The following is a 24361-nucleotide window of genomic DNA, read 5'->3' on the forward strand; positions in this document are numbered from 1 at the left end:
GGACACGTGAGGAAGAACGACAGGTTACCCGGAATGCCGCTGCAGCGCTGCAAGCAACCGGCTGGCGAGATCCTTGCGGCAGACCAGCAGGTCGGGCAGACGCGGGTCGGCCTCGTTGTATTTCAGCGCAGAACCGTCGATCCGGGAAGCATGCAGACCGGTGGCCGTCGCCACAGCGACCGGAGCGGCCGAATCCCACTCGTACTGACCGCCGGCGTGGATGTACGCGTCGACCTCGCCCGTGACCACAGCGGCGATCTTCGCGCCCGCCGAGCCCATCGGCACCAGATGCGCGCCGACATCCGCTGCCAGATCGGTCAGGAAAACCGGCGGACGGCTACGGCTGGCCGCCAACCGGATGGTTCGCGTACCGGCCGAGGTCGCCGCCTCCAGCGTCATCGGCGGGTACGCCGGCGGGTAGTCCGTGCCCAGCACCCGGTGCTGCGCCGGCAGCCCCACCGCGCCCGCGATGAGGCCGTGCGGGGTCGGCGCCTGGCGCGCCCAGAGCGCCACGTGCACCGCCCAGTCCGAGCGCCCCTCCTCGGCGAACTCCCGGGTGCCGTCCAACGGGTCGATGATCCAGACCCGGTCGGCGTTCAGCCGGGACACCGCATCGGTGCTCACCTCGGCCGCCCAGGCCAGCCGGGAACCCTCGTCCTCCTCGGAGAGGACCGCGTCCGCCGGCCGCCACTTCGCCAGCTCGGTCCGGATCAGGTCGTGCGAGACCTTGTCCCCGGCCGACTTCAACGCCCCCGCGTCCGCGAAGCCCAGCTCCGACCGCAGGTTCACCAGCGCCTGCCCGGCCCGCGCCGCCAACCACCGGGCGAACGCGCCGTCGATCATCGGTGGACTGCCCATGTACCGCTCCCGTCGCCCGCCGCGACCCGCGTCGTCGGCTGTCGCACGCCAGAAGGCGCAGACTATCGGCCGGAACCGGGCGGTCCGCGTACGCCCCGCCCGGGTCAGCCGCCGTGGTAGAGGTTCTGCGTCGGCTCCACGCCCCGGGTGACCACCGACTCCACCACGTCCGCCGCGCGGTCGACCAGGAACTCCAGCTCCTTGCGCTCCACCGCGGAGAAGTCCGACAGCACGTAGTCGGCCGGGTCCTGCCGCCCCGGCGGCCGGCCGATGCCGAACCGCACCCGGACGTACTCCTTGGTGCCCAGTGACTTCGACATCGAGCGCAGGCCGTTGTGCCCGCCCTCGCCGCCGCCGCACTTGACCCGCAGCTGGCCGTACGGGATGTCCAGCTCGTCGTGCACCGCGATCACCTGGGCCGGCGGGATCTTGTGGAACTGCGCCAGCGCGACGACCGGGCCACCGGAGAGGTTCATGTACGTCAGCGGCTTCATCAGCACCAGCTTCGGGCCGCCGAAGCCGAGCCGCCCCTCGGCGACCTCGGCCACGGCGCGCTTGTGCCGGCCGAACCTGCCGCCCAACCGGCCGGCGAGCAGCTCCGCCACCATGAAGCCGACGTTGTGCCGGTTACCGGCGTACTCCCGACCGGGGTTGCCCAGGCCGACCACCAGCCACGGCCCCGCCTCGTCCGTCACGCCACGCCCCTCCCGCTCCCGGCGCGCCCGCGCCGACCCAGCATCGCGCTCCGGCGGCACCCGCCGGGCGGGACGCGCCGCCGGCAGCCGGCAGCCGTCCCGATACGCCGACAGGCGCCCCCGAAACCCGGGAGCGCCTGCCGCACAGCTTGCGGACCGATCAGGCCTCGGTCTTGGCCTCGGCGGTCTCCTCGCCCCCGGCGGTGGCCGGCTCGCCGACCTCGGCGCCCTCGGCACCCACGGCGGTCTCCTCGCCGACCCCGGCCTCGACCTCCTGGTCGGCGACCTCGACCTCGGGGAGGGTGGCCTCGAGCTGCTCGGCGGTCGGGGCGGCGGTGACCGACGCGACCGCGAGCTCCGGCTCGACGGCCAGCTCGACACCGGCCGGGAGCTGCACGTCGGCGGCGGTCACCTGGGTGCCGGCCGCCAGGCCCTCGATCGAGGCCTCCAGGTGGTCCGGCACCTTGGTGGCGTCGGCGGTCACCGAGAGGGTGTCGTGGTCGTGCACGATCAGGGTGTCCCTCGCGGCCTCACCGGTCAGCTGGACCGGGACGTCGACGGTGACCGTCTCGCCGCGGCGGACCAGCAGCAGGTCGACGTGCTCGAAGGTGTCCTTGATCGGGTCACGCTGGATGGCCTTCGGCAGCGCCAGCACCTGGGTGCCGTCGCTCACCTCGATCGCGAAGAGCTGGTTGGCGCCACCCTTGCGGATCGCGGCGGCGAAGTCACGCGCCGGAAGCGCGATGTGCTTGGGCTTCTCGCCGTGGCCGTACAGCACGGCGGGCACCTTGCCGGCCCGGCGGGTACGACGGGCACCACCCTTGCCGAACTCGGTACGGGGCTCGGCGCTGATCTTTACCTCGGACACGGGGAAACTCCTGATGCTTCGCTGCGGCGGCTTGTCGTCTTGCGGTGCTGGGCGAGGGGCTCGCTGGGGCTCATGCGTCATGAACGACTGCCCGGAGCACCGCGTCGATGACGGCGCCTCCGTGCGGTGCTTTTCAGCGGCCCGCCGGGCACCCTCGCCGTGGCAACCGCACCAGTCTACCCGAGGGATTTCCGAACTCTCCGGCAGTCCCCCACCTCACCGTTCCCGTCGGCTCGTGAGCCGACGGGAACGGCACGGGCGCGGCACTCGGCGCCGCGCGGAAGATCAGCTCAGGCCACCGAAGAGGGTGGTCACCGAACCGTCGTCGAAGACCTCCCGGATCGCCCGGGCCAGCAGCGGCGCGATCGACAGCACGGTGAGCTTGTCGAGCTGCTTCTCCGGCGTGATCGGCAGGGTGTTGGTCACCACGACCTCGCTGATCGGGCTGTTCTTCAACCGCTCGGTCGCCGGGTCCGAGAGCAGGGCGTGGGTGGCGGCGACGACGATCTCGGCGGCGCCGGACTCCTTCAGGATGTCGGCGGCCCGGGTGATCGTGCCACCGGTGTCGATCATGTCGTCGACGATCAGGCAGACCCGGCCCTCGACCTCGCCGACCACCCGGTTCGCCACCACCTGGTTCGGCTTCATCGGGTCCCGCGTCTTGTGGATGAACGCCAGCGGGCAACCGCCCATCCGGTCCGTCCAGCGCTCGGCCACCCGCACCCGGCCGGAGTCCGGCGCGACCACCGTCATCGGCCGGCCCGCGTACTTGCGCTCCATGTACTCGGCCAGCACGTCCATCGCGAAGAGGTGGTCCACCGGGCCGTCGAAGAAGCCCTGGATCTGCGCGGTGTGCAGGTCCACGGTGAGGATCCGGTTCGCCCCGGCCGTCTTCAGCAGGTCGGCCACCAGCCGGGCCGAGATCGGCTCCCGGCCACGGTGCTTCTTGTCCTGCCGCGCGTACGGGTAGAACGGCAGCACCACGGTGATCCGCTTCGCCGAACCACGCTTCAACGCGTCGATCATGATCAGGGTCTCCATGACCCAGGTGTTGACCCCGTGCGTCACGGACTGCACCACGAAGGCGTCCGAACCACGCACGGAGTCCTTGAACCGTACGAAGATCTCGCCGTTGGCGAAGTCGTACGCGTCGGCCGGCGTCGGCGCCACGCCGAGCACCTCACCGATCTCCTTGGCCAGCTCCGGAAAGCCACGTCCGGAAAAGAGCATCAGGCTCTTGCGGTTTTCGGCGACGATGCTGCCCATGGGCCCGTCTGCTCCCGTATGTCGGTGGTTCCCGGCGGCGGTGGAGCCGGGGACTATTCGGTTGCAGTATCCCCCGCGGTCGCCGGTCCGCTCACGGTCTCCGCGCCCTCGTGCATTGGCTCACCTTCGCTTGCGGCGGACGCCTCGACCGACGCACCCTCAGCCGCCGCCCGGGCCCGCTCAGCCGCCGCGGCCGACGCCGTACCGGCCCGCTTGCGGGCCACCCAGCCCTCGATGGCGCGCTGCGGCGCCCGGGTCACCCCGAGGGCGCCCGCTGGGACATCCTGGCTGATCGCGCTGCCCGCCGCCACGTACGCCCCCGCGCCCACCTCGACCGGCGCGATCAGGCTGGTGTCGCAGCCGATGAAGGCCGCCTCGCCGATGACGGTGCGGTTCTTGTTCACCCCGTCGTAGTTCACGAAGATCGTCGCCGCGCCGATGTTCGCCTTCGCCCCGATCGTCGCGTCACCCACGTACGACAGGTGCGGCACCTTCGCGCCCACGCCGATCTCGGAGTTCTTCACCTCGACGAAGGTGCCCACCTTCGACTTCTCGGCCAGCCGGGCCGCCGGCCGCAGGTACGCGTACGGCCCCACGGTGGCCCGCGGGCCGACCTCGGCGCCGACCGCGTGGCTGCGCAGCACGGTGGCGCCCTCGCCCACGGTGGTGTCGATCAGCGTCACGTCCGGCCCGACCACCGCGCCGGCGCCGACCACCGTCGCGCCCTGCAGCTGGGTGTTCTGATCGATCACCGCGTCCCGCTCGACGGTCACCGTCACGTCGATCCAGGTGGTGTACGGATCGAGGATGCTCACCCCGGTGCGCAGCCAACCTTCGTTGACCCGGTCGCGCAGCAGCCGGCGCAGCGCGGCCAGCTCGACCCGGTCGTTGCAGCCCAGCGTCTCCACGTGGTCGGCCGCGACGTGCACCGCGACCGGCTCGCCGGCGTCCCGCAGCAGGCCGAAGACGTCGGTCAGGTACTCCTCGCCCTGGTCGTTGTCGGTGGAGAGCTTGCCCAGCGCGTCGCGCAGCCGCGCGGCGTCGAAGGCGTAGATGCCCGCGTTGATCTCCCGCAGCGCGCGCTGCTCCGGGGTGGCGTCGCGCTCCTCGACGATCTGCGCCAGCCGGCCGGCGGTGTCCCGCACGATCCGGCCCAGGCCGGTCGGGTCGGGCACCTCGGCGGCCAGCACGGTCGCCGCGGCACCCGCGGCCTCGTGCGCCTCGACCAGGGCGGTCACGGTCTCCGGCCGCAGCAGCGGCACGTCCCCGTTGATCACCACGACGGTGCCGGTGGCGTCCGGCGCGGCCTCCAGGGCGATCCGGACCGCGTGCCCGGTGCCGAGCTGCTGCGCCTGGAGCACCGGGGTGGCCTCCGGGGCCACCTCGGCCAGGTGCCCGCGGACCTGGTCGGCGCCGTGCCCGATCACCACCACGGTGCGGTCCGCGCGCAGCGGCGCGGCCGCGCCCAGCACGTGGCCCAGCAGGGTACGACCGAGCAGTGGGTGCAGCACCTTGGGCAGCGACGACTTCATCCGCTTGCCCTCACCGGCGGCGAGCACGACGACAGTGCGGGGGTGGGGCTCGGACACGACGTGGCTCCCGTCGGGACGGCGACAGTCTCGCGGCCATGCTAACCACGCGGCTCGGAACGCTCGCCCGTTACCCCGCTCAGACAGCATCCGGGCGCAGTAGGAAAGCTCGGCCGCCAGGGTTCGAACCTGAAACACGGGTACCAAAGACCCGGGTGTTGCCAATTACACCACGGCCGAAGGGTCTTCCACAGCTTAGCGCCTCGGCTTCAGCCCTTGGCCGCTCGCATCGTGGCGCCCGGCCGCCACCAGGCCATCCACCACGTCTTCCAGCCAGACCCACTCGTACGCGACACACGCGCCTTCGCCTGCTCCATTCACGATCCACTCTCTGCCGGGTGATCTAGCAGGCCCCCGGTTACGGTGACGTTGGCGTAGCCCATCCGCTCTGGGAGGTGCCATGTCGACCGCCCTCACCGACCCGAACGCCATTGGCCCGAAGCCGCTGACCCAGGGCCACCAGTCCCGGGGCATCCTGATCGCCCTCTGGGCCTTCGTGGTCGTCCCGTTCCTCGCCCTGCTCGCCGCCGTGCCGGTCGCCTGGGGCGGCTGGTTGAGCTGGACCGACATCGCCGTGGCCGGCTTCTGGTACGTGCTGTCCGGGCTCGGCATCACCGTCGGCTACCACCGCTACTTCACCCACGGCTCCTTCAAGGCCAAGCCCTGGCTGCGGGTGGCGTTGGCCGTCGCCGGCTCGTTCGCCGTCCAGGGCGAGATCATCCAGTGGGTCGCCGACCACCGTCGCCACCACGCCTTCTCCGACCTTGAGGGCGACCCGCACTCGCCGTGGCGGTTCGGGGAGAGCGTCGGCGGGCTGGCCAAGGGGATGTTCCACGCCCACGTCGGCTGGCTGTTCAACCGGGAACTCTCCAACCGCGAGCGGTTCGCCCCGGACCTGCTCGCCGACCCGGCGACCCGGCGGGTCGACCGGTTCTTCCCGCTGCTGGTGGCGGTCTCGCTGCTCGGGCCGGCGGCGATGGGCGGGCTGCTCACCTGGTCGTGGCCGGGCGCGCTCACCGCGCTCTTCTGGGGCGGGCTGGTCCGGGTCGCGCTGCTGCACCACGTCACCTGGTCGATCAACTCGGTCTGCCACGTCTACGGCGAGCGCCCGTTCGCCGTACGCCAGGGCGACCGGGCGTCGAACTTCTGGCCGCTGGCGGTCCTGTCGTTCGGGGAGAGCTGGCACAACCTGCACCACGCCGAGCCGACCAGCGCCCGACACGGGGTGCTGCGCGGCCAGATCGACATGTCCGCCCGGGTGATCTGGCTGCTGGAGAAGGCCGGCGCCGCCTGGGCGGTGCGCTGGCCCAGGCCGGAGCGCATCACGGCGAAGCTGGTCGGGCCCGACCGGGCCACCGGCTGGCGGGGAGGCGCCGGACCAGGGCGCGGCTGAGCCGGAGCGGTGAAACCGGTCGGTGCGTGTCGGGGTCGCCTGGCAGGATGACCGGGTGATCGAGCTTGAGCGCCGCCGACCGGCAGGACGGCCTGGCGGCCCGTCCGGCGCCGCCGCGTAGCCGGCGGGGCCACGACATGAGCACCCGGATCCCACGGCAGGGCGTCACTGAGCGCCAGCGAGGTGACGAGATGACCGACATTCCCGGCAACGACGCCAGCTCCGCCAGACGGCGGGCCGTCCCGGCGCCGAAGTCCTCCTCCCGGGTACGGATGTCCGCGGCGCAGCGCCGCGAGCAGCTGATCTCGATCGCCCGGCAGCTCTTCGCCGAGCGGGGCTTCGACGCCACCTCGATCGAGGAGGTGGCGGCCCGGGCCCGGGTCTCCAAGCCGGTGATCTACGAGCACTTCGGCGGCAAGGAGGGGCTCTACGCGGTGGTGGTGGACCGGGAGGTCCGGTCGCTGCTGGAGCGGATCACCTCCGCGCTGACGGCGGGACACCCCCGGGAGTTGCTGGAGCAGGCGGCGCTGACCCTGCTGACGTACATCGAGGAGGAGACCAGCGGGTTCCGGGTGCTGGTCCGGGAGTCGCCGCTGATGTCGGCGACGGGGAACTTCAGCAGCGTGATGAACGACGTCGCGCACCAGGTGGAGCACATCCTGGGCGCCGAGTTCTCCAGCCGGGGTTACGACCCCAAGCTGGCTGAGCTCTACTCGCAGGCGCTGGTGGGCATGGTGGCGTTGATCGGCCGCTGGTGGCTGGAGGTGCGCAAGCCGCGCAAGGAAGTGGTCGCGGCGCACCTGGTGAACCTGGCCTGGAACGGGCTGTCGCACCTGGAGGCCAAGCCGGGCCTGATCACGGTCCGCAAGCCGGGCTGACCGCCCGGCGGGGTTCAGTGGCTGGACACCCCGGAGACGGGGTGGTTGCGGCGGCGCCGTTCCTCCTCGGCGTGTTCCTCGCTGCCGACCTTGTCGTAGAGGCCGGTGGCCAGCAGGATCAGCCCGAACAGCAGCGACACGAGCACGGTGGACATCGAGAAGTTGAGGAAGTTCGCCGAGGTCTGCAGCACGGACATCATCAGGATGCCGGTGATCAGGAAGACCGCCCCGGCGGTGAGGTTCATGTAGTGGCCGAGGTTGCCCCGGCGGGATGCCCCGATCATCAGCACGATGCCGAACACCACCGACACCAGCGCGAAGGCCAGGTTGGTGCGGAGGCCGAGGGCGTAGTTCGGGCCCCGGTCGAACAGCCCGTCGCCCCAGGTTTGCACCACCCCGTACACGCCGAAGACCAGGATGTAGAGCCCGATGAGCCCGGAGAGGGCCCGGTAGAGCGGCCGCGCGGGATGGTTCACCGGAAAGTGCGGCATCTGCGCCTCCAGCCAAGTGACCGATTCCGCCACATTGTCGCCCGACCGGAAAGACCCTGTCCCCGGAAACGCCGAAGGCCCGGCTACCCAGCCGGGCCCGGAGCGCAGCCGAGATCAGAGGACGAGCCGGGCCTTCTCCCAGGCTTCCTTCTCCTCGTGGGTGCCGACCTTGCCGTACATGCCGACCATCAGCAGGACCTGGGAGAGGACGAGGGTCACGATGACCGTGGCGATGGAGAAGTTGAAGATGTTCGCGTCGGTGCGGATGAAGGCCAGCTCGGCCAGGCCGAGCACCATCAGCACGTACGCCAGCCACTGGTTGACCATCACGTCGAGGTTGCGGCCGATGACGGTGCCGGCCAGGATCGCGAGCCCGAGCAGGACGGCGAGCAGCGAGTAGCCGGTGTTGGTGCCCTGGCCGAGGATCCGGGTGTCGTTCTGGGCGAGCACGTCGTTCCCGGCGCTCGCGATGATGCCGAGCACGCCGAAGACCAGGAAGTACAGACCAACGAGCCCGCCGATCGCCCGGTAGATCGGCCGCGCGGGGTGGTTGACGGGGGTGTGGGCCATGTCTGAGTCTCCAAGACCGTTCGGGTGAGGGGTCGCCTGCGATTGTCCCGCACGGCGGGCTGTGACGCCGCACACCCCCCACCCGTGGCGCGGTCAGCCGGCCGGCAGCTCCTCGGCGAGCGCCAGCCACGCCTCCTCGGTCCGCTCCCGCTCCGCCCGCAGCTCCTTGAGCTGGGCGTCCAGCTCGGCGACCCGGGCGTAGTCGGTGGCGTGCGCGGCGAGCTGGTCGAGCAGGGTGGCCTCCTTCTGCTCCAGCTTGCCGACCTGCCGTTCCAGCCGGCTCAGCTCCTTCTTCGCCACCCGGACCTCCGCGGCGGACATCCCGGTCGGCGCGCCGCCGGTGGGTGCGGCCGGGGCGGGCGTGAGCTGGCCGCGCGTCGGGGCCGGCCGGTCGGTCGAGGCCCGGTCCAGGTACTCGTCGACCCCGCCGGGCAGGTGCACCAGCCGGCCGTCGCCGAACATCCCGTACACGGAGTCGGTAACCCGCTCGATCAGGTACCGGTCGTGGCTGGCCACGATGATCGTGCCGGGCCAGGAGTCGAGGAGGTCCTCCAGCGCGGCGAGGGTGTCGGTGTCCAGGTCGTTGGTGGGCTCGTCGAAGAGGAGCACGTTGGGCTCGTTGGCGAGCAGTCGCAGCATCTGGAGCCGGCGGCGTTCCCCGCCGGAAAGGTCGTTGACCGGGGTCCAGAGCCGCCGGTCGTCGAAGCCGAAGATCTCGGCCAGCTGGGCGGCGGAGATCTCCCGGTCGCCGAGCTGGACCCGGCGGGCGACCTCCTCGACGGCTTCGAGGACGCGCAGCTGGCCGGGAAGCTCCGCCAGCTCCTGGGAGAGGAACGCCGGCTTGACGGTGGAGCCGGTGGCGAACCGGCCGCCGTCGGGGCGGGTGATGCCGGCGAGCATCCGGAGCAGGGTGGTCTTGCCGGCGCCGTTGCGGCCGAGCACGGCGATCCGCTCGCCGGGGCCGACCTGCCAGGTGACGTCGTGCAGGATCTCCTTGGGGCCGGCGTGCAGGGTGACGTCCTCCAGGTCGTACACCTGCTTGCCGAGCCGGGCGGTGGCGAGCTTCTGCAACGACATGGTGTCGCGCGGCGGCGGCACGTCGGCGATCAGCGCGTTGGCGGCGTCGATCCGGAAGCGCGGCTTGGAGGTGCGGGCGGGCGGGCCGCGGCGCAGCCAGGCGATCTCCTTGCGGAGCAGGTTCTGCCGGCGGGCCTCGGTGGCGGCGGCGACCCGTTCGCGTTCGGCGCGGGCGAGGATCCAGGCGGCGAAGCCGCCCTCGTACGCCCGGACGGTCTGGTCGGCGACCTCCCAGGTGTCGGTGCAGACCGCGTCGAGGAACCACCGGTCGTGGGTGACCACGACGAGCGTGCCCTTGCGGCCGACCAGGTACCGGGCCAGCCAGTCGACGCCGCCGACGTCGAGGTGGTTGGTGGGCTCGTCGAGGATCAGCAGGTCGGACTCGCGGACCAGCAGCGCGGCCAGCGCCACCCGGCGCCGCTCGCCACCGGACATCGGGCCGACCGGCTGGTCCAGGCCGAGGTAGGGCATGCCGAGGCCGTCGAGGATGGCCCGGACGCCCGCGTCGCCGGCCCACTCGTGCTCCGCGCCCATGCTCTCGCCGAGCCAGGCGGTGCCGAGCACCACGTCGCGGACGGTCGCGTCGGGGGCCAGGGTGAGGCTCTGCGGCAGCCAGGCGACGCGCAGGTCGCGGCGGTGGGTGACCCGCCCGTCGTCGGGCTCCTCCTGCTTGGTGAGCAGCCGCAAAAGGGTGGACTTGCCGGCGCCGTTGAGGCCGACCACACCGATCCGGTCGGCGTCGTCGAGGCCGAGGGAGACGTCGGTGAGCAGCGGCCCGGCGGCGCCGTACCCCTTGGACACCCGGTCCAGGTTGACGATGTTGGCCACGACCTCACCTACCTCCCATGATCAAGGCGTCCCGGTGCCGGGGGCACGTGGGACGCCTGCGACGTTTCAGGGTACGCGGGCACCTGGCCAGGTGCCGGGCCCCTGGGGGTCAACCGGCCCCGGCGGCTGCTTGTTCCATCCCGGCGCGGCGTGCCGTCCCCGCCGCCCGCCCGCCGCCTCGGGCCCGCCCGGTGACGGGGGCCGGGGTGACCGCCCGGCCGGCTCAGACGATGCGCGCTCCGGCGACCGGGCCGTGCGCGACCCGGGCCTCCCGGCACACCTCGGCGGCCTCCAGCTCGGCGGCGATCCGGCCGGCGTGCGCCTCGTCGGTGGCGAGGAAGACGCAGGTCGGACCGGAGCCGGAGACGAGACCGGCGAGCGCCCCCGCCGCCTCCCCCGCCTTCAGCGTGTCCGCCAGCGCGGGGCGCATGCTGAGCGCGGCGGCCTGGAGGTCGTTGCCGAGGGCCGCGGCGAGCACCCGCGGGTCGCGCTGCCGCAGCGCGGCGAGGAGCGCGTCGGTGCTGCCCAGCGGCTCACCGGCGGTGCCCGCGTCACGGAGCCGGTCGAGTTCCCGGTACGCGGCGGGGGTGGAGAGGCCCGCGTCGGCGACCGCCACCACCCAGTGCCACGAGGTGGGGCGGGCCAGCACCGGGCTGACCGCCTCGCCCCGGCCGGTGCCCAGCGCGGTGCCGCCGTGGATCAGGAACGGCACGTCGGAGCCGAGGTCGGCGGCGATGCCGGCCAGCTCGTCGCGGGACAGCCCGGTGCCCCAGAGCGCGTCGCAGGCGACCAGCGCGGCGGCGGCGTCGGCGCTGCCGCCGGCCAGCCCGCCGGCGAGCGGGATCTGCTTGCGCAGGTGCAGCCGGGCGTGCGGCGGTACGCCGGCGTATCCGGCCAGGGCGTGCGCGGCCCGGATCACCAGGTTGGAGCCGTCCAGGGCCAGCTCGCCGGCCCCCTCCCCCTCCATGGTCAGGGTGAGGGTGTCGCCCCGCCGCGCGGTCAGCTCGTCGTAGATCGAGATCGCGTGGTAGACGGTGTTCAGCTCGTGGTAGCCGTCGCGGCGCAGCGGACCGACCCCGAGGTGCAGGTTGACCTTGGCCGGCACCCGGACCTTGACCGGCCCGCTGGCCCCGCGCCGCTGGTGCTCGTCCTCGTCGTCCGGTCGCCAGGCCTCGGTCACGGGACGAGGTCCCGTCCGCGCAGGCGAGTCTCGAACGGCTTCTCCACGATCAGCTCCTCGGCGGGGTCGGACAACGGCGCCAGCCTACTGCGCGGCGGGTACGGCGGTCGGGGCCGACGCGGCGATGGCGGCGAACTGCTCGACGGTCAGCGACTCCCCGCGGGCGCCGGGGTCGACACCGGCGGCGATGAGCGCGGCGGCGGCCCGGTCGGCCCCGCCGGCCCAGCCCGCGAGGGCGGCCCGCAGGGTCTTGCGGCGCTGCGCGAACGCCGCGTCCACCACCGCGAAGACCGCCTTCCGGGCGACGTCGGTGCGGGGCGGCTCGCGGCGGGTGAAGGCGACCAGGCCGGAGTCGACGTTGGGCACCGGCCAGAACACGTTGGGCGGAACCTTGCCGGCGGCCCGGGCGCGGGCGTACCAGGCGAGCTTGACCGACGGGATGCCGTACACCTTGGAGCCGGGACCGGCGACGAGTCGGTCGGCGACCTCCTTCTGCACCATCACCAGCCCGTGCCGGAGGGTGGGCAGCTCGGCGAGGAGGTGCAGCACCACCGGCACGGCCACGTTGTAGGGCAGGTTGGCCACCAGCGCGGTGGGCGCCGGCTCGGCCAGCTCGGCGGCACGGACGCGCAGCGCGTCGGCCCGGTGCACGGTGAGCCGGGCGGCGTCCGGGCCGGCGAACCGGGCGGCGGTCTCCGGTAGCGCGTCGGCCAGCGTCGGGTCGATCTCCACCGCGTGCACGTGCGCGGCGACCGGGAGCAGGGCCAGGGTGAGCGAGCCGAGCCCGGGGCCGACCTCCAGCGCCACGTCGTCCGGGGCGAGCCCGGCGGTGGCGACGATCCGGCGGACCGTGTTGGGGTCGTGCACGAAGTTCTGGCCGAGCTTCTTGGTGGGGGCGACGCCGAGGCGGGCGGCGAGTTCCCGGATCTCCGCCGGGCCGAGGAGACCGGTCACGCCCCGTAGCGTAGCGGCGGGTTCCGGGTCGCTCACCACGGGCCGAAGACGCGGTCGCCGGTCGCCGAGATCGCTGCGCAGAGTTCGTCGAGGTCGGCGCCGGTGGTCGCGGCGAGCGACCGGACCGTCAGCGGGATCAGGTACGACGCGTTCGGCCGGCCCCGGTGCGGCATCGGGGTCAGGTACGGCGCGTCGGTCTCCACCAGGAGCTGGTCGAGCGGGGTGAGCGCGGCGGCCTCCCGGAGCGCCGCGGCGCTGCCGAAGGTGACGGTGCCGGCGAAGCTGAGCAGGTAGCCCCGGCGGACGCACTCGGCGGCGAACTCGGCGTCGCCGGAGAAGCAGTGCAGCACCACGGTGTCCGGGGCGCCCTCGTCGTCGAGGATGCGCAGCACGTCGGCGTGCGCGTCCCGGTCGTGGATGACCAGCGCCTTGCCGTACCGCTTGGCGATGGCGATGTGCGCGCGGAAGCTCTCCTCCTGCGCGGCCCGCCCCTCGTCGCCGGTACGGAAGAAGTCCATCCCGGTCTCGCCGATCCCCCGGACCCGGTCGCGGGCCGCGAGCGCCTCGATCTCGCGCAGCGCGGCGTCGAGGTCGGCCAGCCGGGGCGCCTCGTTGGGGTGCAGCGCCACGGTGGCCAGCACCGCGCCGTACTTCTCGGCCACGTCGGCGCCCCAGCGGGAGGAGTCGACGTCCACGCCGACCTGGACCAGCCGGTCCACCCCCACGCCGGCGGCGACCTCGATGGCCGCGGCGACCGGGTCGTCGGCGGGACCGCCGGGCGCGCCGGCCTCGTTGACGGTGATGTCCAGGTGGGTGTGGCTGTCCAGCACGGGGCGGGGCAGCGCCTCCGGGGCGGGCGGGAACTCGCCGGCGCGGCGGGCGGCGCGCTGCTTGCGGGATTCGGTCTGTTCGGTCATCGCGGCCAGCATCACACACCGACCCGCGGCCGCGTTCCCGGACCGCCACCGACTGTTCACGTCCCCAACACCTGTCACGCTTAGCATCCCGGTGGTGACCGTCACCCCCCAGGCCAGCGGTACCGCGTCGGAGCGGGCCGGGCTGCACGTGACGTACGACGGCCGCGTCCACCCGGCGGAGGAGATCGCCCGGGGCGCGGCGTACGAGCTGTTCAGCGCGGACGAGGTGCCCGGTTTCGAGCGGGTGTCCCGGCCCGGCGCCAGCCACCCGTGGCGCAGGTTCGTGCACGTCACCGAGGTCACCGCGGTGCACGGGACGACCAACCCGACCGAGGAGGCGGAGGCGCCGCTGCTGATGCCGCTGCACCGGGAGCGGGGCTGGGCGCAGGTGCACCAGCTCAGCCAGCAGCCGGCCGCAGCCGGCGACCCGGTGCTCGCCGCGGTCCGCGCCTCGGCGGTGATCCGGCCGGGCACCCGGATGGTGAAGGTGCTCTCCGCCCGCCAGCTCGCCGGGTACGTGCGGGGCTGGTTGCCGCACGGCTTCTGCTATCGGGAGCACGACGTCGCGCACCTGCGGACGCCGGCCGGGATGGCGGTGCTGCGCGGCGACGGCGAGGGCGGCCGGGACGGCACCGACGTGGCGTACGCGCTGCGCTGGCGGGCCGCCGACCCCGGCGACTACGACGTGCCGGTGGGCCCGGCGCACCGGGGACTGACCGCGTTGCCGCCCCGGGACCGGCTCGGCCCGCCGGTGCTGGGGACGGGGTTCGTGCCGAGCAACGCCCAGCTCATCCCGGAGTTCATCACCCGGGACTTCGCGGACCTGCCGATGCCGGCCAACGCCACGCTGCTCGCCTACCCGACGGAGGGGGTGGAGGTGGTGCTCTACACCTACCAGGCGGAGCAGCGCGGCTGGTTGCGGATGGTCGGCCCGCAGTGGCGGCACCTGCTCGCCGCCGTGCCGGGGCTCTCCCCAGACCAGGAGTACGTGCCGACCGGTGACGCGCCGCGCGCCACCCAGCTGGTCGGCGTGTACGCCGGCGGCGAGTACGAGGCGGTGGCCGATCAGCCCGGCGGTTTCCGGGTGCTGGCGATGACCCGGGCGGCCCGCTATCCGGTGGACGCGGCGGCCCGCCGGCTGCGGGTGGCCACCTGGCGGGGCGTGCCCTGCCTGGTGCTCCGGGAGGAGGCGGGCTGGCTGCGGCTGCGGCTGTGCCGGCCGGACGGGGATGCGGTGGCGACGACCGGGGCACAGTGCCACGAGCGGGGCGTCTACGAGACCTGGGCGCCGGGCGCCGAGCTGATCGACGACCGGGTGGTGGACCTGCCGTACCCGCAGGCATAACGGGGGGCGAATCGGGAAAGCGCGGGCGTCAGCGACATCAGCGCATCGGGAGACGAGAATGCCCTTCATCACCGTGGGGACGGAGAACTCCGCCCCGATCGACCTGTACTACGAGGATCACGGCTCCGGTCAGCCCATCGTGCTGATCCACGGCTTCCCGTTCAGCGGCGCGACCTGGGAGAAGATGAGCCTTCCGCTGCAGGCGGCCGGCTACCGGGTGATCACCTACGACCGGCGCGGGTTCGGCGCGTCGGCCCAGCCGGCGATTGGGTACGACTACGACACCTTCGCCGCCGACTTCGACGTGCTGATGACGGAGCTGGATCTGCGCAACGCGATCCTGGTGGGGCACTCGATGGGCACCGGTGAGGTGACCCGTTACCTCGGGGCGTACGGCTCGGACCGGGTGGACCGGGCGGTGCTGATGGCCCCGCTGGCGCCGTTCCTGATGAAGACCGCCGATAATCCCGAGGGTGTCGACAAGAGCCTGTTCAAGGGGTTCCAGCAGGCGATCATCGCCGACCGGTTCGCCTTCCTGACCCAGTTCTGCGACACGTTCTTCAACTACAGCGAGAACAAGGGCAAGTGGGTCAGTGAGGAGGCGTACCGGGCGCACTGGCAGATCGGTGCGCAGGCGTCGGCGAAGGGCAGCCACGACTCGGTGGACGCCTGGCTGACCGACTTCCGGGGCGACCTGCCGAACATCAACATCCCGGTGCTGATCATCCAGGGCGACAAGGACAACGTGCTGCCGTACCCGAAGACGGGTCAGCGGCTGCAGAACATGCTGTCGAACTGCAAGCTGGTCACCCTGAAGGGGGCGCCGCACGGCACGCCGTGGACGCACCCGACCGAGGTGAACCAGGCGATCATGGAGTTCATCGGCGCGCCGACGATGGCGCGCGCCTGACCGTGGGACGACGGCGCGGCCCCCGGGAGACCCCGGGAGCCGCGCCGTCACGCGTGGCGCTCAGCCGACCAGCCGGGCCAGCTCCTCGTCGACGATGGACGGGTCGAGCTTGCGGAACACCGGCTTCGGCGCGGCCAGCGGCCGGCCCGCCTCCAGCGGCACGGACTCCCAGCGTGCGCCGACCGTGTAGTCGCCGGTCAGCACCGGGTAGGCTGGCCCGCCGTCGAGATCGTCGACCGCCACGATCGAGGGCATCGGGGCGTGCACCCCGGTGCCGCCGAGCAGCTCGTGGACCTGCTGCGCGGAGTGCGGCAGGAACGGGGTGAGCAGCGTGTTGGCGTCGCTGATCACCTGGAGGGCGACGTGCAGGATGGTGCCCATCCGCGGCTTGTCGTCCTCGCCCTTGAGCTTCCACGGGGCCTGCTCGGAGAGGTACTTGTTGGCCTCGGCCACCACCTTCATCGCCTCGCCGATGGCCTGCTTCTGCCGGTGCCGGGCGATCAGGTCGCCGACGACGCCGAAGCCGGCCCGGGCGGTGGCGAGCAGCGCCTCGTCGGTCTCGGTGAGACCGGCCGGGTCCACCGGCGGGATGGCGCCGAAGTTCTTCGCCGCCATGGAGACGGACCGGTTGACCAGGTTGCCCCAGCCGGCGACCAGCTCGTCGTTGTTGCGGCGGAGGAACTCGGCCCAGGTGAAGTCGGTGTCGTTGCTCTCCGGGCCGGCGACCGCGATGAAGTAGCGCAGCGCGTCCGCGTCGTACCGCTGGAGGAAGTCGCGGACGTAGATGACCACCTTGCGGGACGAGGAGAACTTGCGCCCCTCCATGGTGAGGAACTCGCTGGAGACGACCTCGGTGGGGAGGTTGAGCCGGCCGAGCTGGCCCGGCTCGCCGTCCCGGCTGCCCTCGCCGGAGTAGCCGGACAGCAGCGCCGGCCAGATCACCGAGTGGAAGACGATGTTGTCCTTGCCCATGAAGTAGTAGGCCAGGGCGTCCTTGCCCTCCCCGTCGGTCGACCACCACTTCCGCCAGGCGTCCGGGTCGCCGGAGCGGCGGGCCCACTCGATGGAGGCCGACAGGTAGCCGATCACCGCGTCGAACCAGACGTAGATCCGCTTGTCGGTGCGGTCCCGCCAGCCGTCCAGCGGGATGGGCACGCCCCACTCCAGGTCCCGGGTGATGGCCCGGGGCTGGAGGTCGTCGAGCAGGTTCTTCGAGAAGCGCAGCACGTTGGGGCGCCAGCCCTCCCGGGTGTCCAGCCACTGCCGCAGCACGTCGGCGAGGGCCGGCAGGTCCAGGAAGAAGTGCTCGGTCTCGACGAACTTCGGGGTCTCCCCGTTGATCTTCGACTTCGGGTCGATCAGGTCGATCGGGTCGAGCTGGTTGCCGCAGTTGTCGCACTGGTCGCCGCGGGCGCTGTCGTAGCCGCAGATCGGGCAGGTGCCTTCGATGTACCGGTCCGGCAGCGTGCGGCCGGTCGACGGGGAGATCGCCCCCATCGTGGTCTTTGGCACGATGTAGCCGTTGCGGTGCATCCCCTCGAACAGCTCCTGCACCACCGCGTAGTGGTTGCGGGTGGTGGTCCGGGTGAACAGGTCGTAGGAGAGGCCGAGGCCGTGCAGGTCCTCGACGATCACCCGGTTGTACCGGTCGGCCAGCTCCCGCGCGCTGACGCCCTCGGCGTCGGCCTGCACCTGGATGGGCGTGCCGTGCTCGTCGGTGCCGGAGACCATGAGCACGTCGTGGCCGGCCATCCGCATGTACCGGGCGAAGACGTCGGAGGGAACGCCGAATCCGGATACGTGGCCGATGTGGCGCGGACCGTTGGCGTAGGGCCAGGCGACCGCGGCGAGAACGTGACTCATGACCAGCAAGCCTAGTGACCGCTGCCCGGCCGCCGCGAACCAATAGGCCGCCCGGGGTGGCGGGCGACGCCGTGAACCGCCCGATTTGTCGCCGACACGCGGCCTGAGCTGCCCGATCACCCCGCCGTACCGGTGTGAAATGAACGTCGTGACCAGCAGACGAGCGGGGCCGGAGCAGGACGGCTCGTCCTCGGGCCCGGCCACCGCGGCCGAGGGCCGGCGCCCGGCCGGGGCGGCCCGCGCCGGGTCCGTGGCCCCCCAGCCCCGGGTGGTCCCGGCCGCGCCGGTCCCGGCGGCCGAGCCGCCCACCGACGTGGAGCCGACCACGGGCGCGCCGGCGGACGCCGTCCCGCGCCGGGTCCCGGTCCGGCAGCCGGGCCGCGGGCACTGGTGCCAACCCGTCACCGGTACGCCGGGCGACCCGGACGGCGACGCCGCCCTCTGGCGACCGATCGAGGAGGTGCACTGGGACGGCACGCCGCTGCGCGAGGAGCCGCGTCGAGGGCGGGACCGCTCGACCCGGGCCCGCCGCAGCCGGCGCCCGGCTCCCCGCCGGACCCACCCGCTCGACCCGCTGCCCGGGCTGGCGGCGCTGCTGCTGCTGAGCCTGCTGGCCACCTTCTTCGCCTGGGTCAGCGCCGGGCCGTTCTGGCTGGCGATGGGGCGTGGCACGACGGGCACCGTCGTGATCGCCGACTGCACCGGGGGCGGGCTGACCCAGCGCTGCCGGGGGATCTTCCTCGCCGACGACGGCAGCTTCGTCGCGCACGGGGTACGCGTCAGCGGGGTGCCCGCCGCGCGCACCGCCACCGGCACGGCGTTGCCGGCGCGGATGACCCGACCGGACGGCGGCACCGCGTACGCGGACACCGGTGCGGAACGGCACCTGCGCTGGCTGCTCGGGCTGCTGCTGGTACTGGCCTGCGGCGCCGGGATCGCCCGATGGACCGGCGCCACCCGGCTACGGGGCCGGCAGCGCCGACGCTGGGCGGTCGGGGTGTCGCTGGCCGGGCCCGTGCTGATCGCCCTGGGCTTCCTGGCCCACGCCTGGTGACCGCCGGCCGGTCAGCTGTGCACGACGCCGTAGACCTCGCGGCGCCGCAGCCCGTACCCGGTCGCCACCTCGGTGATGGCGTCGCGCCGGGACATCCCGGCGGCCTCCCGCTCGGCCACCGCCGCGCGGAGGGTGTCGTCGTCGGGTCGCTCCGCGGCGGCCGGCGACGCGCCACCCACCACCAGCGTGATCTCGCCCCGCGGCTCGCCCTCGGCGGCCCAGTCGGCCAGCGCGCCGAGCGGCCGGCGGACCACCTCCTCGTACGTCTTGGTCAGCTCGCGGCAGAGCGCGGCGGGCCGGTCGGCGCCGAAGGTGGCGGCCAGGTCGGCCAGCGCGCCGGTGATCCGGTGCGGCGCCTCGAAGAGCACCAGGGTGCGTTCCTCGGCGGCCAGGGCGCGCAGCCGGGACCGGCGGGCGCCCGGTGAGCGGGGCAGGAAGCCCTCGAAGCAGAACCGGTCGCTGGGCAGCCCGGACAGCGCCAGGGCGGTGGTGACCGCGCTGGGCCCGGGGGCGGCGGTGACCGGGACGCCGGCGTCCAGCGCGCCCCGGACCAGCCGGTAGCCGGGGTCGGAGACGCTGGGCATGCCACCGTCGGTGACCAGCGCGACCACGTACCCGGCGGTGAGCACCTCGACCAGCTCCGGGGTACGCCGCTCCTCGTTGCCCTCGAAGTAGGAGACGATCCGGCCGGGCACCGTGACGTCCAGGTCCCGGGCGAGCCGGGTGAGCCGCCGGGTGTCCTCGGCGGCGACCACGTCGGCGGTGGCGAGCACCTCGCGGAATCGGGCGGAGGCGTCGGCCGGGTTGCCCAGCGGCGCGCCCAGCAGGATCAGGCGACCCACCTCGGACATTTCACCCACGGATGGCGCTCCTTCATCGACGGCGGTACCAATCTCGGAGACGACGGGCGCCACCGGGCACCCTCGCAGCCTACGATCGCCGGGTGACGAGTGCGTCGACTGCACAGAGTGCGAGCGCCGGCGGGCCCGGCTCGGACCGGACCGCGACCGACCACCCCGCCGGCGCGCCCGCGACGACGGGCGGGGACGGCATCCCGGCCGTGGTCCGGCGCCGCCTGGTCACCGTCGACGCCCGGCTCGACGGGCACGCCTGGCTGGCCACCGGGGTGGTCGTGCTGATCGCGGCGATCCTGCGGTTCCTCGGCCTGAGCGGCCCGAACGGCAAGATCTTCGACGAGATCTACTACGCCCGCGACGCGTACGGCCTGATCGACCGGGGCGTCGAGTGGAACTACAAGGACAACGGCCCGTCGTACGTGGTGCACCCGCCGCTGGGCAAGTGGCTGATCGGGTTCGGCGAGTGGGCCTTCGGCTACCAGGACGCCGAGACGAAGATCTCCGTACCGGGGCACCTGATGACCACCGCCCCGGAGTTCGGCTGGCGCTTCGCGGCGGCCGTCGCCGGCACGCTGTCGGTACTGCTGCTGGTCCGGATCGGCCGGCGGCTGTTCCGGTCGACCACGCTGGGCTGCGCCGCCGGGCTGCTGCTCGCCCTGGACGGCTTCCACCTGGTGCTCTCCCGCACCGCCCTGCTCGACATCTTCCTGCTGCTGTTCGTGCTGGCCGCGTTCGGCGCCCTGGTCCTCGACCGGGATGCCCGTCGGCGCCGCTGGACCCGGGCGCTGGAGGCCGGACTGGATCCGTCCCTGCCCGGGCGGGCCGGCCGGCCGCCGTCGAGCTGGCGGGACTGGCCGTGGTGGCGGCTGCTCGCCGGGGTGCTCCTGGGCTGCGCCTGCGCGGTCAAGTGGAGCGGCCTCTACTTCCTGCCGGCCTTCGCGCTGCTGGTGATCTTCTGGGAGGTCGGCGTCCGCCGCTCCGCCGGGGTACGCCGGCCGTGGCGCGACACCCTGCTCGACGAGCTGCCCTGGCTGCTGGTGGCGGGGGTGCTGATGGTCGGCACCTACCTGCTCACCTGGTCCGGCTGGCTGCTCGGCGACGACGGCTACTACCGGCTGGCCAGCCGCTACCCCAACACTCCCGGCCTGAGCGACGCCCCGGTGATCGGCCCGCTGATCAACCTGTGGGAGTACCACCGGGCCGCGTACGGCTTCCACACCCAGCTGGACGACCCGCACAAGTACCAGTCCTGGCCGTGGCAGTGGCTGCTGCTGGGCCGGCCGGTCGCCTTCTACTGGTCGGGGGACGGCAACTGCGGCGCGCCGAGCTGCGCCTCGGAGATCCTGCTGCTGGGTACCCCGCTGCTCTGGTGGTCGTTCCTGCCGGCGCTGGCGGCGACGGTCTGGCTGGGCCTGGCGCGGCGGGACTGGCGGGCCGGGGCGATCCTGCTCTGCGTGGCCGTCGGCCTGCTGCCCTGGTTCTGGTTCGCCCTGGACGGCCGGACGATGTTCTCCTTCTACGCCGCGCCGGCACTGCCGTTCCTGGTGCTGGCGGTGGTCTACGTGCTCGGCGCGATCATCTCGCCGGCCGGGGCGCCGCTCGGGTCGACCGTCGCCACTCGGGAGGAGGTCTCCGACCGGCGGCTGGTGGGCGGGATCGTGGCCGGTGGGTACGTGCTGCTGGTGGCGCTCTGCTTCGCGTACTTCTATCCGATTTTCGTCGGCCGGCTGCTGCCGTACGCGGACTGGTCGGCCCGGATGTGGCTGGACGGCCGCTGGATCTGACGCTGCGGCGGCGCGGCCCGCGCGGCGGGGTGCGGCCGGTGGCGCGGGTCCGGGCAAAGAGAGGCGCGCCCCGATCGCCTGCCACGGGGGAAGCGGGCGATTGGGGCGCGCACGAAGAGCTTAACCACCCGCCAGCATGTGCACAACGGGTGGAGTTGAGTCAGATTGCCGACGGATGCACCAGCGGCCGAATGGTTCACATCGGGCAGTTAACGGTGGGTCATCTGGCCGGGACCTTGCGAAGACGTGACGGCGGAGGGACGGACAGATGGAGCTGCTGGACCGGGTACGCGGCAGCTGCGCCGCCCTGCCCGAGGTGAGCGAGCGCCTCAGCCACGGCTCGCCCACCTGGTTCGTCCGCGGCCGGATGACCTTCGTCACGCTGCACGCCGACGGGCACCACGACCAGGACTTCGCGCACCTGTGGTGCGCCGCACCGCCCGGCGCCCAGCAGGAGCTGATCGCGGCGGACCCGGCCCGCTTCTTCCGCCCGCCCTACGTCGGCGGCCGGGGTTGGCTCGGCGTACGCCTCGACGGCGCGGTCGACTGGACCGAGATCGACGAGCTGTGCCGCGACGCGTACCGGGCGGTGGCCCCGAAACGCCTGGTCGCGCTCCTGGACTGAGCTCCGGTCCGGGTCGGCCGGACCCGGATGATCATCTAAAGTGGATCTCACTACACTTCGGCCGGTGATCAACAAGAGACGATCGACGGCCGTCCTGTTGGGACTGCTGGCCGCGACCGCGCTGATCGGTCCGCCGCCCGCCGCGGCCGACGACGAGACCACCGAACCTCCCGCCGAGCCGCCGAAGGTCGAGCTGGTGCTCGATGTCAGCGGCTCGATGCGGGCCCGCGACATCGACGGGCGCAGCCGGATCTCGGTCGCCCAGCAAGCGTTCAACGAGGTGGTCGACGCGCTGCCGGACGAGACCCAGCTCGGCATCCGGGTGCTCGGCGCGACCTACCGGGGCAAGGACAAGAAGAAGGGCTGCCAGGACACCCAGCAGATCGTGCCGGTCGGCCCGGTCGACCGGGCCGGGGCGAAGGCGGCGGTGGCCACCCTGCGGCCCACCGGCTTCACCCCGGTCGGGCTGGCGCTCCGCTCGGCGGCCCAGGATCTCGGCACCGGCGCCACCGCCCGGCGGATCGTGCTGATCACCGACGGCGAGGACACCTGCGCCCCGCCGGACCCGTGCGAGGTGGCCCGGGAGCTGGCCGCCCAGGGCACCCGGCTGGTGGTCGACACCCTCGGCCTGGCCCCGGACGAGAAGGTCCGCCGGCAGCTGCTCTGCATCGCCGGCGCCACCGGCGGGACGTACACCGCGGCGCAGAGCGTCGACGAGCTGAGCGGCCGGATCAAGCAGCTGGTGGACCGGGCCCGGGACACGTACACGGCCACCCCGACGGTGGTCGGCGGCGCGGCGGAGTGCCCAAACGCCCCGCTGCTCGCCCCCGGCGTCTACACCGACCGGGAGGCGTTCTCCGAGCACCGCTGGTACCGGGTGCCGGTGCGGGAGGGGCAGGAGCTGCGCGCCTCGGTCAGCGTCGGGCTGGACCGGCCGGTCAACCCGGACTACGGGGTGCTGCTGCGGGCCACCGACCCGGACGGCCGCGAACTCGTCCGGGGCGTGGACGCCGGCAGCGGCCGCACCGACGTGATCTCCGCCGGTCTGCGCTGGTCGGCGGCGGAGGACGCCGCCACGCCGACGCCCGAGCCGGGCGGTACGCGGCCCGCGCGGACGGTCTGCCTGGTGGTCAGCAACGCCTTCGCGCCGCGCCCGGGCACCGAAGCCACCCCGGGCATGCCGGTGGAGCTGACCGTCGACGTGGTCGCCGCCTCCCCCGCCCCCGACGGGCCGGATCTGGGCCGCGGCTGGACGCTGCTGCTCCTGCTCACGCTGGCCGGGTTGCTCACCGGGCTGGTCGCCGGGCTGCTCACCCGCTGGTGGGTCGCCACCTGGAGGGAGAACTGAGGATGCGTACCCTGCTCAGGTCCGCCGCGGCGCTGGTCGCCGCCGGACTGACCCTCGCACCGGCCGCCGCCTCGGCCGACCCCACGCCCACGCCCTCGCCGGGCGCGGCCACGGTCACCAAGGCCGGCACGTCCTTCCTCACCGCCACCGCGATCACCGCCGGCCAGCCGGTCCGGGTCGGCGCGTCCACCGGTGACCACCTCTACTGGGCCTTCCCCGCCGAAGCCGGGCAGATCCACCAGCTCACCGCCACGGTCACCTTCCCGAAGGGCCGCAGCGGCGCCTCCACCTGGACCGTCGACGTCTTCGACGGGCTGCGCCGCCGGCAGGCCTGCACGGCCGGGGCGCAGACGCCGACGGTGGACGCGGCGGCGACCAGCGTCACCCTCGGCTGCACGCTGCGCCGGGTCCGGCCGTGGGCCGAGCCGTGGTCCGCCGACCCGCTGCCGGGCACCTACTACGTCCGGCTCTCCGTGGTCGACCTGCCGGAGCCCGACCTGGGGCTGCCGATCGACGTGGACCTGCTGGTCGGAGCGGACGGCGAGGGCGGCGCGTCGGGCGACGACGGGGAGCTGGCGGCGCCGCTGGTGCCGAACAGCCGGGCCGGGACGGTGCTGACCACCGAGCCGACGGCCGAGCCGGTGGCGGAGGAGGAGACCAGCCTGACCGTTTGGCTGCCCGAGCCCGGCTCGCGCTGGGTCTGGACCACCGTCGGCGGCGTCCTCGCCGCGGTGGCCGGCGTGGTCGGCTTCGCCCTCACCCGGCGGCCCCGCCGCCCCTGAGCCGGCCGCGTGGTGGCCGCTGCGCCGAGGCGGAGCGGCCGCCACGCAGCGGATCAGGTGGTGCGGGGGCTGCGCGGCACCCAGCCGATGAAGCGGTCCCGCAGCGACGCCACCGGCGCGGTGCGCAGGTCCTGACTGGCGGCGGCGAGGCACGATCCGAGGTAGACATTCAGCGAGGCCCGGTCCACCTGGTACTCGTCGAGCAACCGGGTCCGCTTGGTGGCACACG

At 73.3% G+C, this 24361-nt stretch carries 23 protein-coding genes and 1 tRNA gene; 9 read left to right on the plus strand and 15 right to left on the minus strand.

Features of this window, described 5'->3' with window-relative positions; all coding sequences use genetic code 11:
• Nucleotides 1–24 precede the first annotated feature (24 nt).
• The 6 genes from I8N68_RS09590 to I8N68_RS09615 all read right to left on the minus strand — a co-directional run bounded on the left by I8N68_RS09590 (nucleotide 25) and on the right by I8N68_RS09615 (nucleotide 5456).
• On the minus strand, nucleotides 25–858 hold the full coding sequence (locus I8N68_RS09590) for an inositol monophosphatase family protein (RefSeq protein ID WP_200209520.1): 834 nt from the start codon (nucleotides 856–858) through the stop codon (nucleotides 25–27).
• Nucleotides 859–962: 104 nt separating this feature from the next.
• On the minus strand, nucleotides 963–1553 hold the full coding sequence (gene pth / locus I8N68_RS09595; RefSeq protein WP_200209521.1) for an aminoacyl-tRNA hydrolase: 591 nt from the start codon (nucleotides 1551–1553) through the stop codon (nucleotides 963–965).
• A 160-nt stretch (nucleotides 1554–1713) separates the two neighbouring features.
• The gene (locus I8N68_RS09600) at nucleotides 1714–2421 is read right to left on the minus strand and encodes a 50S ribosomal protein L25/general stress protein Ctc (RefSeq protein WP_200209522.1); all 708 of its coding nucleotides are present in this window, start codon (nucleotides 2419–2421) and stop codon (nucleotides 1714–1716) included.
• Between the two features lie 285 nt (nucleotides 2422–2706).
• On the minus strand, nucleotides 2707–3687 hold the full coding sequence (locus I8N68_RS09605) for a ribose-phosphate diphosphokinase (RefSeq protein WP_200209523.1): 981 nt from the start codon (nucleotides 3685–3687) through the stop codon (nucleotides 2707–2709).
• Between the two features lie 53 nt (nucleotides 3688–3740).
• Nucleotides 3741–5276, minus strand: a complete 1536-nt coding sequence (gene glmU / locus I8N68_RS09610; protein ID WP_307812721.1) for a bifunctional UDP-N-acetylglucosamine diphosphorylase/glucosamine-1-phosphate N-acetyltransferase GlmU — start codon at nucleotides 5274–5276, stop codon at nucleotides 3741–3743.
• Between the two features lie 108 nt (nucleotides 5277–5384).
• Nucleotides 5385–5456: transfer RNA gene (locus tag I8N68_RS09615), tRNA-Gln, on the minus strand.
• Between the two features lie 220 nt (nucleotides 5457–5676).
• Between I8N68_RS09615 and I8N68_RS09620 the strand changes: the two genes are divergently transcribed.
• Both I8N68_RS09620 and I8N68_RS09625 read left to right on the plus strand, forming a co-directional pair.
• Entirely contained in the window at nucleotides 5677–6669 is a 993-nt protein-coding gene (locus I8N68_RS09620; protein ID WP_200209525.1) for an acyl-CoA desaturase, read from the plus strand.
• A gap of 191 nt (nucleotides 6670–6860) precedes the next feature.
• Nucleotides 6861–7547, plus strand: coding sequence for a TetR/AcrR family transcriptional regulator (locus I8N68_RS09625; protein ID WP_200209526.1), 687 nt, complete (start codon nucleotides 6861–6863; stop codon nucleotides 7545–7547).
• A gap of 14 nt (nucleotides 7548–7561) precedes the next feature.
• Here I8N68_RS09625 and I8N68_RS09630 read toward each other — a convergent pair whose 3' ends face one another.
• From I8N68_RS09630 to I8N68_RS09655, 6 genes are all read right to left on the minus strand, one after another.
• Nucleotides 7562–8038, minus strand: coding sequence for a DUF4383 domain-containing protein (locus I8N68_RS09630; protein ID WP_200209527.1), 477 nt, complete (start codon nucleotides 8036–8038; stop codon nucleotides 7562–7564).
• 114 nt (nucleotides 8039–8152) lie between these two features.
• Nucleotides 8153–8608 carry a DUF4383 domain-containing protein gene (locus I8N68_RS09635; RefSeq protein WP_200209528.1) on the minus strand — a complete coding sequence of 152 codons (456 nt, stop codon included), beginning with the start codon at nucleotides 8606–8608 and terminating at the stop codon, nucleotides 8153–8155.
• Between the two features lie 93 nt (nucleotides 8609–8701).
• Complete coding sequence (locus I8N68_RS09640; RefSeq protein ID WP_200209529.1) at nucleotides 8702–10513, minus strand: ABC-F family ATP-binding cassette domain-containing protein; 1812 nt, start codon at nucleotides 10511–10513, stop codon at nucleotides 8702–8704.
• Between the two features lie 223 nt (nucleotides 10514–10736).
• Nucleotides 10737–11693 carry a 4-(cytidine 5'-diphospho)-2-C-methyl-D-erythritol kinase gene (locus tag I8N68_RS09645; protein ID WP_200209530.1) on the minus strand — a complete coding sequence of 319 codons (957 nt, stop codon included), beginning with the start codon at nucleotides 11691–11693 and terminating at the stop codon, nucleotides 10737–10739.
• An 84-nt stretch (nucleotides 11694–11777) separates the two neighbouring features.
• Nucleotides 11778–12647, minus strand: coding sequence for a 16S rRNA (adenine(1518)-N(6)/adenine(1519)-N(6))-dimethyltransferase RsmA (gene rsmA / locus I8N68_RS09650; RefSeq protein WP_200209531.1), 870 nt, complete (start codon nucleotides 12645–12647; stop codon nucleotides 11778–11780).
• Between the two features lie 32 nt (nucleotides 12648–12679).
• Nucleotides 12680–13576 carry a TatD family hydrolase gene (locus I8N68_RS09655; protein WP_200209532.1) on the minus strand — a complete coding sequence of 299 codons (897 nt, stop codon included), beginning with the start codon at nucleotides 13574–13576 and terminating at the stop codon, nucleotides 12680–12682.
• Nucleotides 13577–13658: 82 nt separating this feature from the next.
• Between I8N68_RS09655 and I8N68_RS09660 the strand changes: the two genes are divergently transcribed.
• Together I8N68_RS09660 and I8N68_RS09665 are read left to right on the plus strand one after the other, a co-directional pair.
• A complete protein-coding gene (locus tag I8N68_RS09660; protein ID WP_200209533.1) occupies nucleotides 13659–14909 on the plus strand; it encodes a hypothetical protein in 1251 nt (416 codons plus the stop codon).
• Nucleotides 14910–14967: 58 nt separating this feature from the next.
• On the plus strand, nucleotides 14968–15819 hold the full coding sequence (locus I8N68_RS09665; RefSeq protein ID WP_200209534.1) for an alpha/beta fold hydrolase: 852 nt from the start codon (nucleotides 14968–14970) through the stop codon (nucleotides 15817–15819).
• 60 nt (nucleotides 15820–15879) lie between these two features.
• On the opposite strand, the gene metG is transcribed toward I8N68_RS09665, so the two are convergent.
• Complete coding sequence (metG, locus tag I8N68_RS09670; protein WP_200209535.1) at nucleotides 15880–17682, minus strand: methionine--tRNA ligase; 1803 nt, start codon at nucleotides 17680–17682, stop codon at nucleotides 15880–15882.
• A 139-nt stretch (nucleotides 17683–17821) separates the two neighbouring features.
• On the opposite strand from metG, the gene I8N68_RS09675 reads away from it, so the two are divergent.
• Nucleotides 17822–18736, plus strand: a complete 915-nt coding sequence (locus I8N68_RS09675; protein WP_372433688.1) for a hypothetical protein — start codon at nucleotides 17822–17824, stop codon at nucleotides 18734–18736.
• Between the two features lie 11 nt (nucleotides 18737–18747).
• Here the strand turns inward: I8N68_RS09675 and rsmI are convergent, their stop codons facing one another.
• Nucleotides 18748–19587 carry a 16S rRNA (cytidine(1402)-2'-O)-methyltransferase gene (rsmI, locus tag I8N68_RS09680; RefSeq protein ID WP_234039288.1) on the minus strand — a complete coding sequence of 280 codons (840 nt, stop codon included), beginning with the start codon at nucleotides 19585–19587 and terminating at the stop codon, nucleotides 18748–18750.
• Between the two features lie 92 nt (nucleotides 19588–19679).
• Between rsmI and I8N68_RS09685 the strand changes: the two genes are divergently transcribed.
• From I8N68_RS09685 to I8N68_RS09700, 4 genes are all read left to right on the plus strand, one after another.
• A complete protein-coding gene (locus I8N68_RS09685) occupies nucleotides 19680–21377 on the plus strand; it encodes a dolichyl-phosphate-mannose--protein mannosyltransferase (protein ID WP_372433689.1) in 1698 nt (565 codons plus the stop codon).
• 268 nt (nucleotides 21378–21645) lie between these two features.
• Nucleotides 21646–22002, plus strand: a complete 357-nt coding sequence (locus I8N68_RS09690) for an MmcQ/YjbR family DNA-binding protein (RefSeq protein WP_200209538.1) — start codon at nucleotides 21646–21648, stop codon at nucleotides 22000–22002.
• A 64-nt stretch (nucleotides 22003–22066) separates the two neighbouring features.
• Nucleotides 22067–23350 (plus strand): VWA domain-containing protein, encoded by a 1284-nt coding sequence (locus I8N68_RS09695; RefSeq protein ID WP_200209539.1) that lies wholly within the window; start codon nucleotides 22067–22069, stop codon nucleotides 23348–23350.
• A 2-nt stretch (nucleotides 23351–23352) separates the two neighbouring features.
• Complete coding sequence (locus I8N68_RS09700; RefSeq protein ID WP_200209540.1) at nucleotides 23353–24132, plus strand: peptidase; 780 nt, start codon at nucleotides 23353–23355, stop codon at nucleotides 24130–24132.
• A gap of 53 nt (nucleotides 24133–24185) precedes the next feature.
• Here I8N68_RS09700 and I8N68_RS32740 read toward each other — a convergent pair whose 3' ends face one another.
• Complete coding sequence (locus tag I8N68_RS32740) at nucleotides 24186–24338, minus strand: hypothetical protein (protein ID WP_234039182.1); 153 nt, start codon at nucleotides 24336–24338, stop codon at nucleotides 24186–24188.
• Nucleotides 24339–24361 lie beyond the last annotated feature (23 nt).

Origin of the sequence: Micromonospora coerulea, from assembly GCF_016598485.1 — a bacterium.
GTDB lineage: Bacteria > Actinomycetota > Actinomycetes > Mycobacteriales > Micromonosporaceae > Micromonospora > Micromonospora coerulea.

What these genes read in the sequence shown, in the direction of transcription:
- I8N68_RS09590 (WP_200209520.1), bottom strand. Translation starts at nt 858, where the DNA reads ATGGGCAGTCCACCGATGATCGACGGCGCGTTCGCCCGGTGGTTGGCG.
- I8N68_RS09605 (WP_200209523.1), bottom strand. Translation starts at nt 3,687, where the DNA reads ATGGGCAGCATCGTCGCCGAAAACCGCAAGAGCCTGATGCTCTTTTCC.
- I8N68_RS09620 (WP_200209525.1), top strand. Translation starts at nt 5,677, where the DNA reads ATGTCGACCGCCCTCACCGACCCGAACGCCATTGGCCCGAAGCCGCTG.
- I8N68_RS09625 (WP_200209526.1), top strand. Translation starts at nt 6,861, where the DNA reads ATGACCGACATTCCCGGCAACGACGCCAGCTCCGCCAGACGGCGGGCC.
- I8N68_RS09630 (WP_200209527.1), bottom strand. Translation starts at nt 8,038, where the DNA reads ATGCCGCACTTTCCGGTGAACCATCCCGCGCGGCCGCTCTACCGGGCC.
- I8N68_RS09635 (WP_200209528.1), bottom strand. Translation starts at nt 8,608, where the DNA reads ATGGCCCACACCCCCGTCAACCACCCCGCGCGGCCGATCTACCGGGCG.
- I8N68_RS09655 (WP_200209532.1), bottom strand. Translation starts at nt 13,576, where the DNA reads ATGCTGGCCGCGATGACCGAACAGACCGAATCCCGCAAGCAGCGCGCC.
- I8N68_RS09665 (WP_200209534.1), top strand. Translation starts at nt 14,968, where the DNA reads ATGCCCTTCATCACCGTGGGGACGGAGAACTCCGCCCCGATCGACCTG.
- metG (WP_200209535.1), bottom strand. Translation starts at nt 17,682, where the DNA reads ATGAGTCACGTTCTCGCCGCGGTCGCCTGGCCCTACGCCAACGGTCCG.
- I8N68_RS09675 (WP_372433688.1), top strand. Translation starts at nt 17,822, where the DNA reads ATGAACGTCGTGACCAGCAGACGAGCGGGGCCGGAGCAGGACGGCTCG.
- rsmI (WP_234039288.1), bottom strand. Translation starts at nt 19,587, where the DNA reads ATGTCCGAGGTGGGTCGCCTGATCCTGCTGGGCGCGCCGCTGGGCAAC.
- I8N68_RS09690 (WP_200209538.1), top strand. Translation starts at nt 21,646, where the DNA reads ATGGAGCTGCTGGACCGGGTACGCGGCAGCTGCGCCGCCCTGCCCGAG.
- I8N68_RS09700 (WP_200209540.1), top strand. Translation starts at nt 23,353, where the DNA reads ATGCGTACCCTGCTCAGGTCCGCCGCGGCGCTGGTCGCCGCCGGACTG.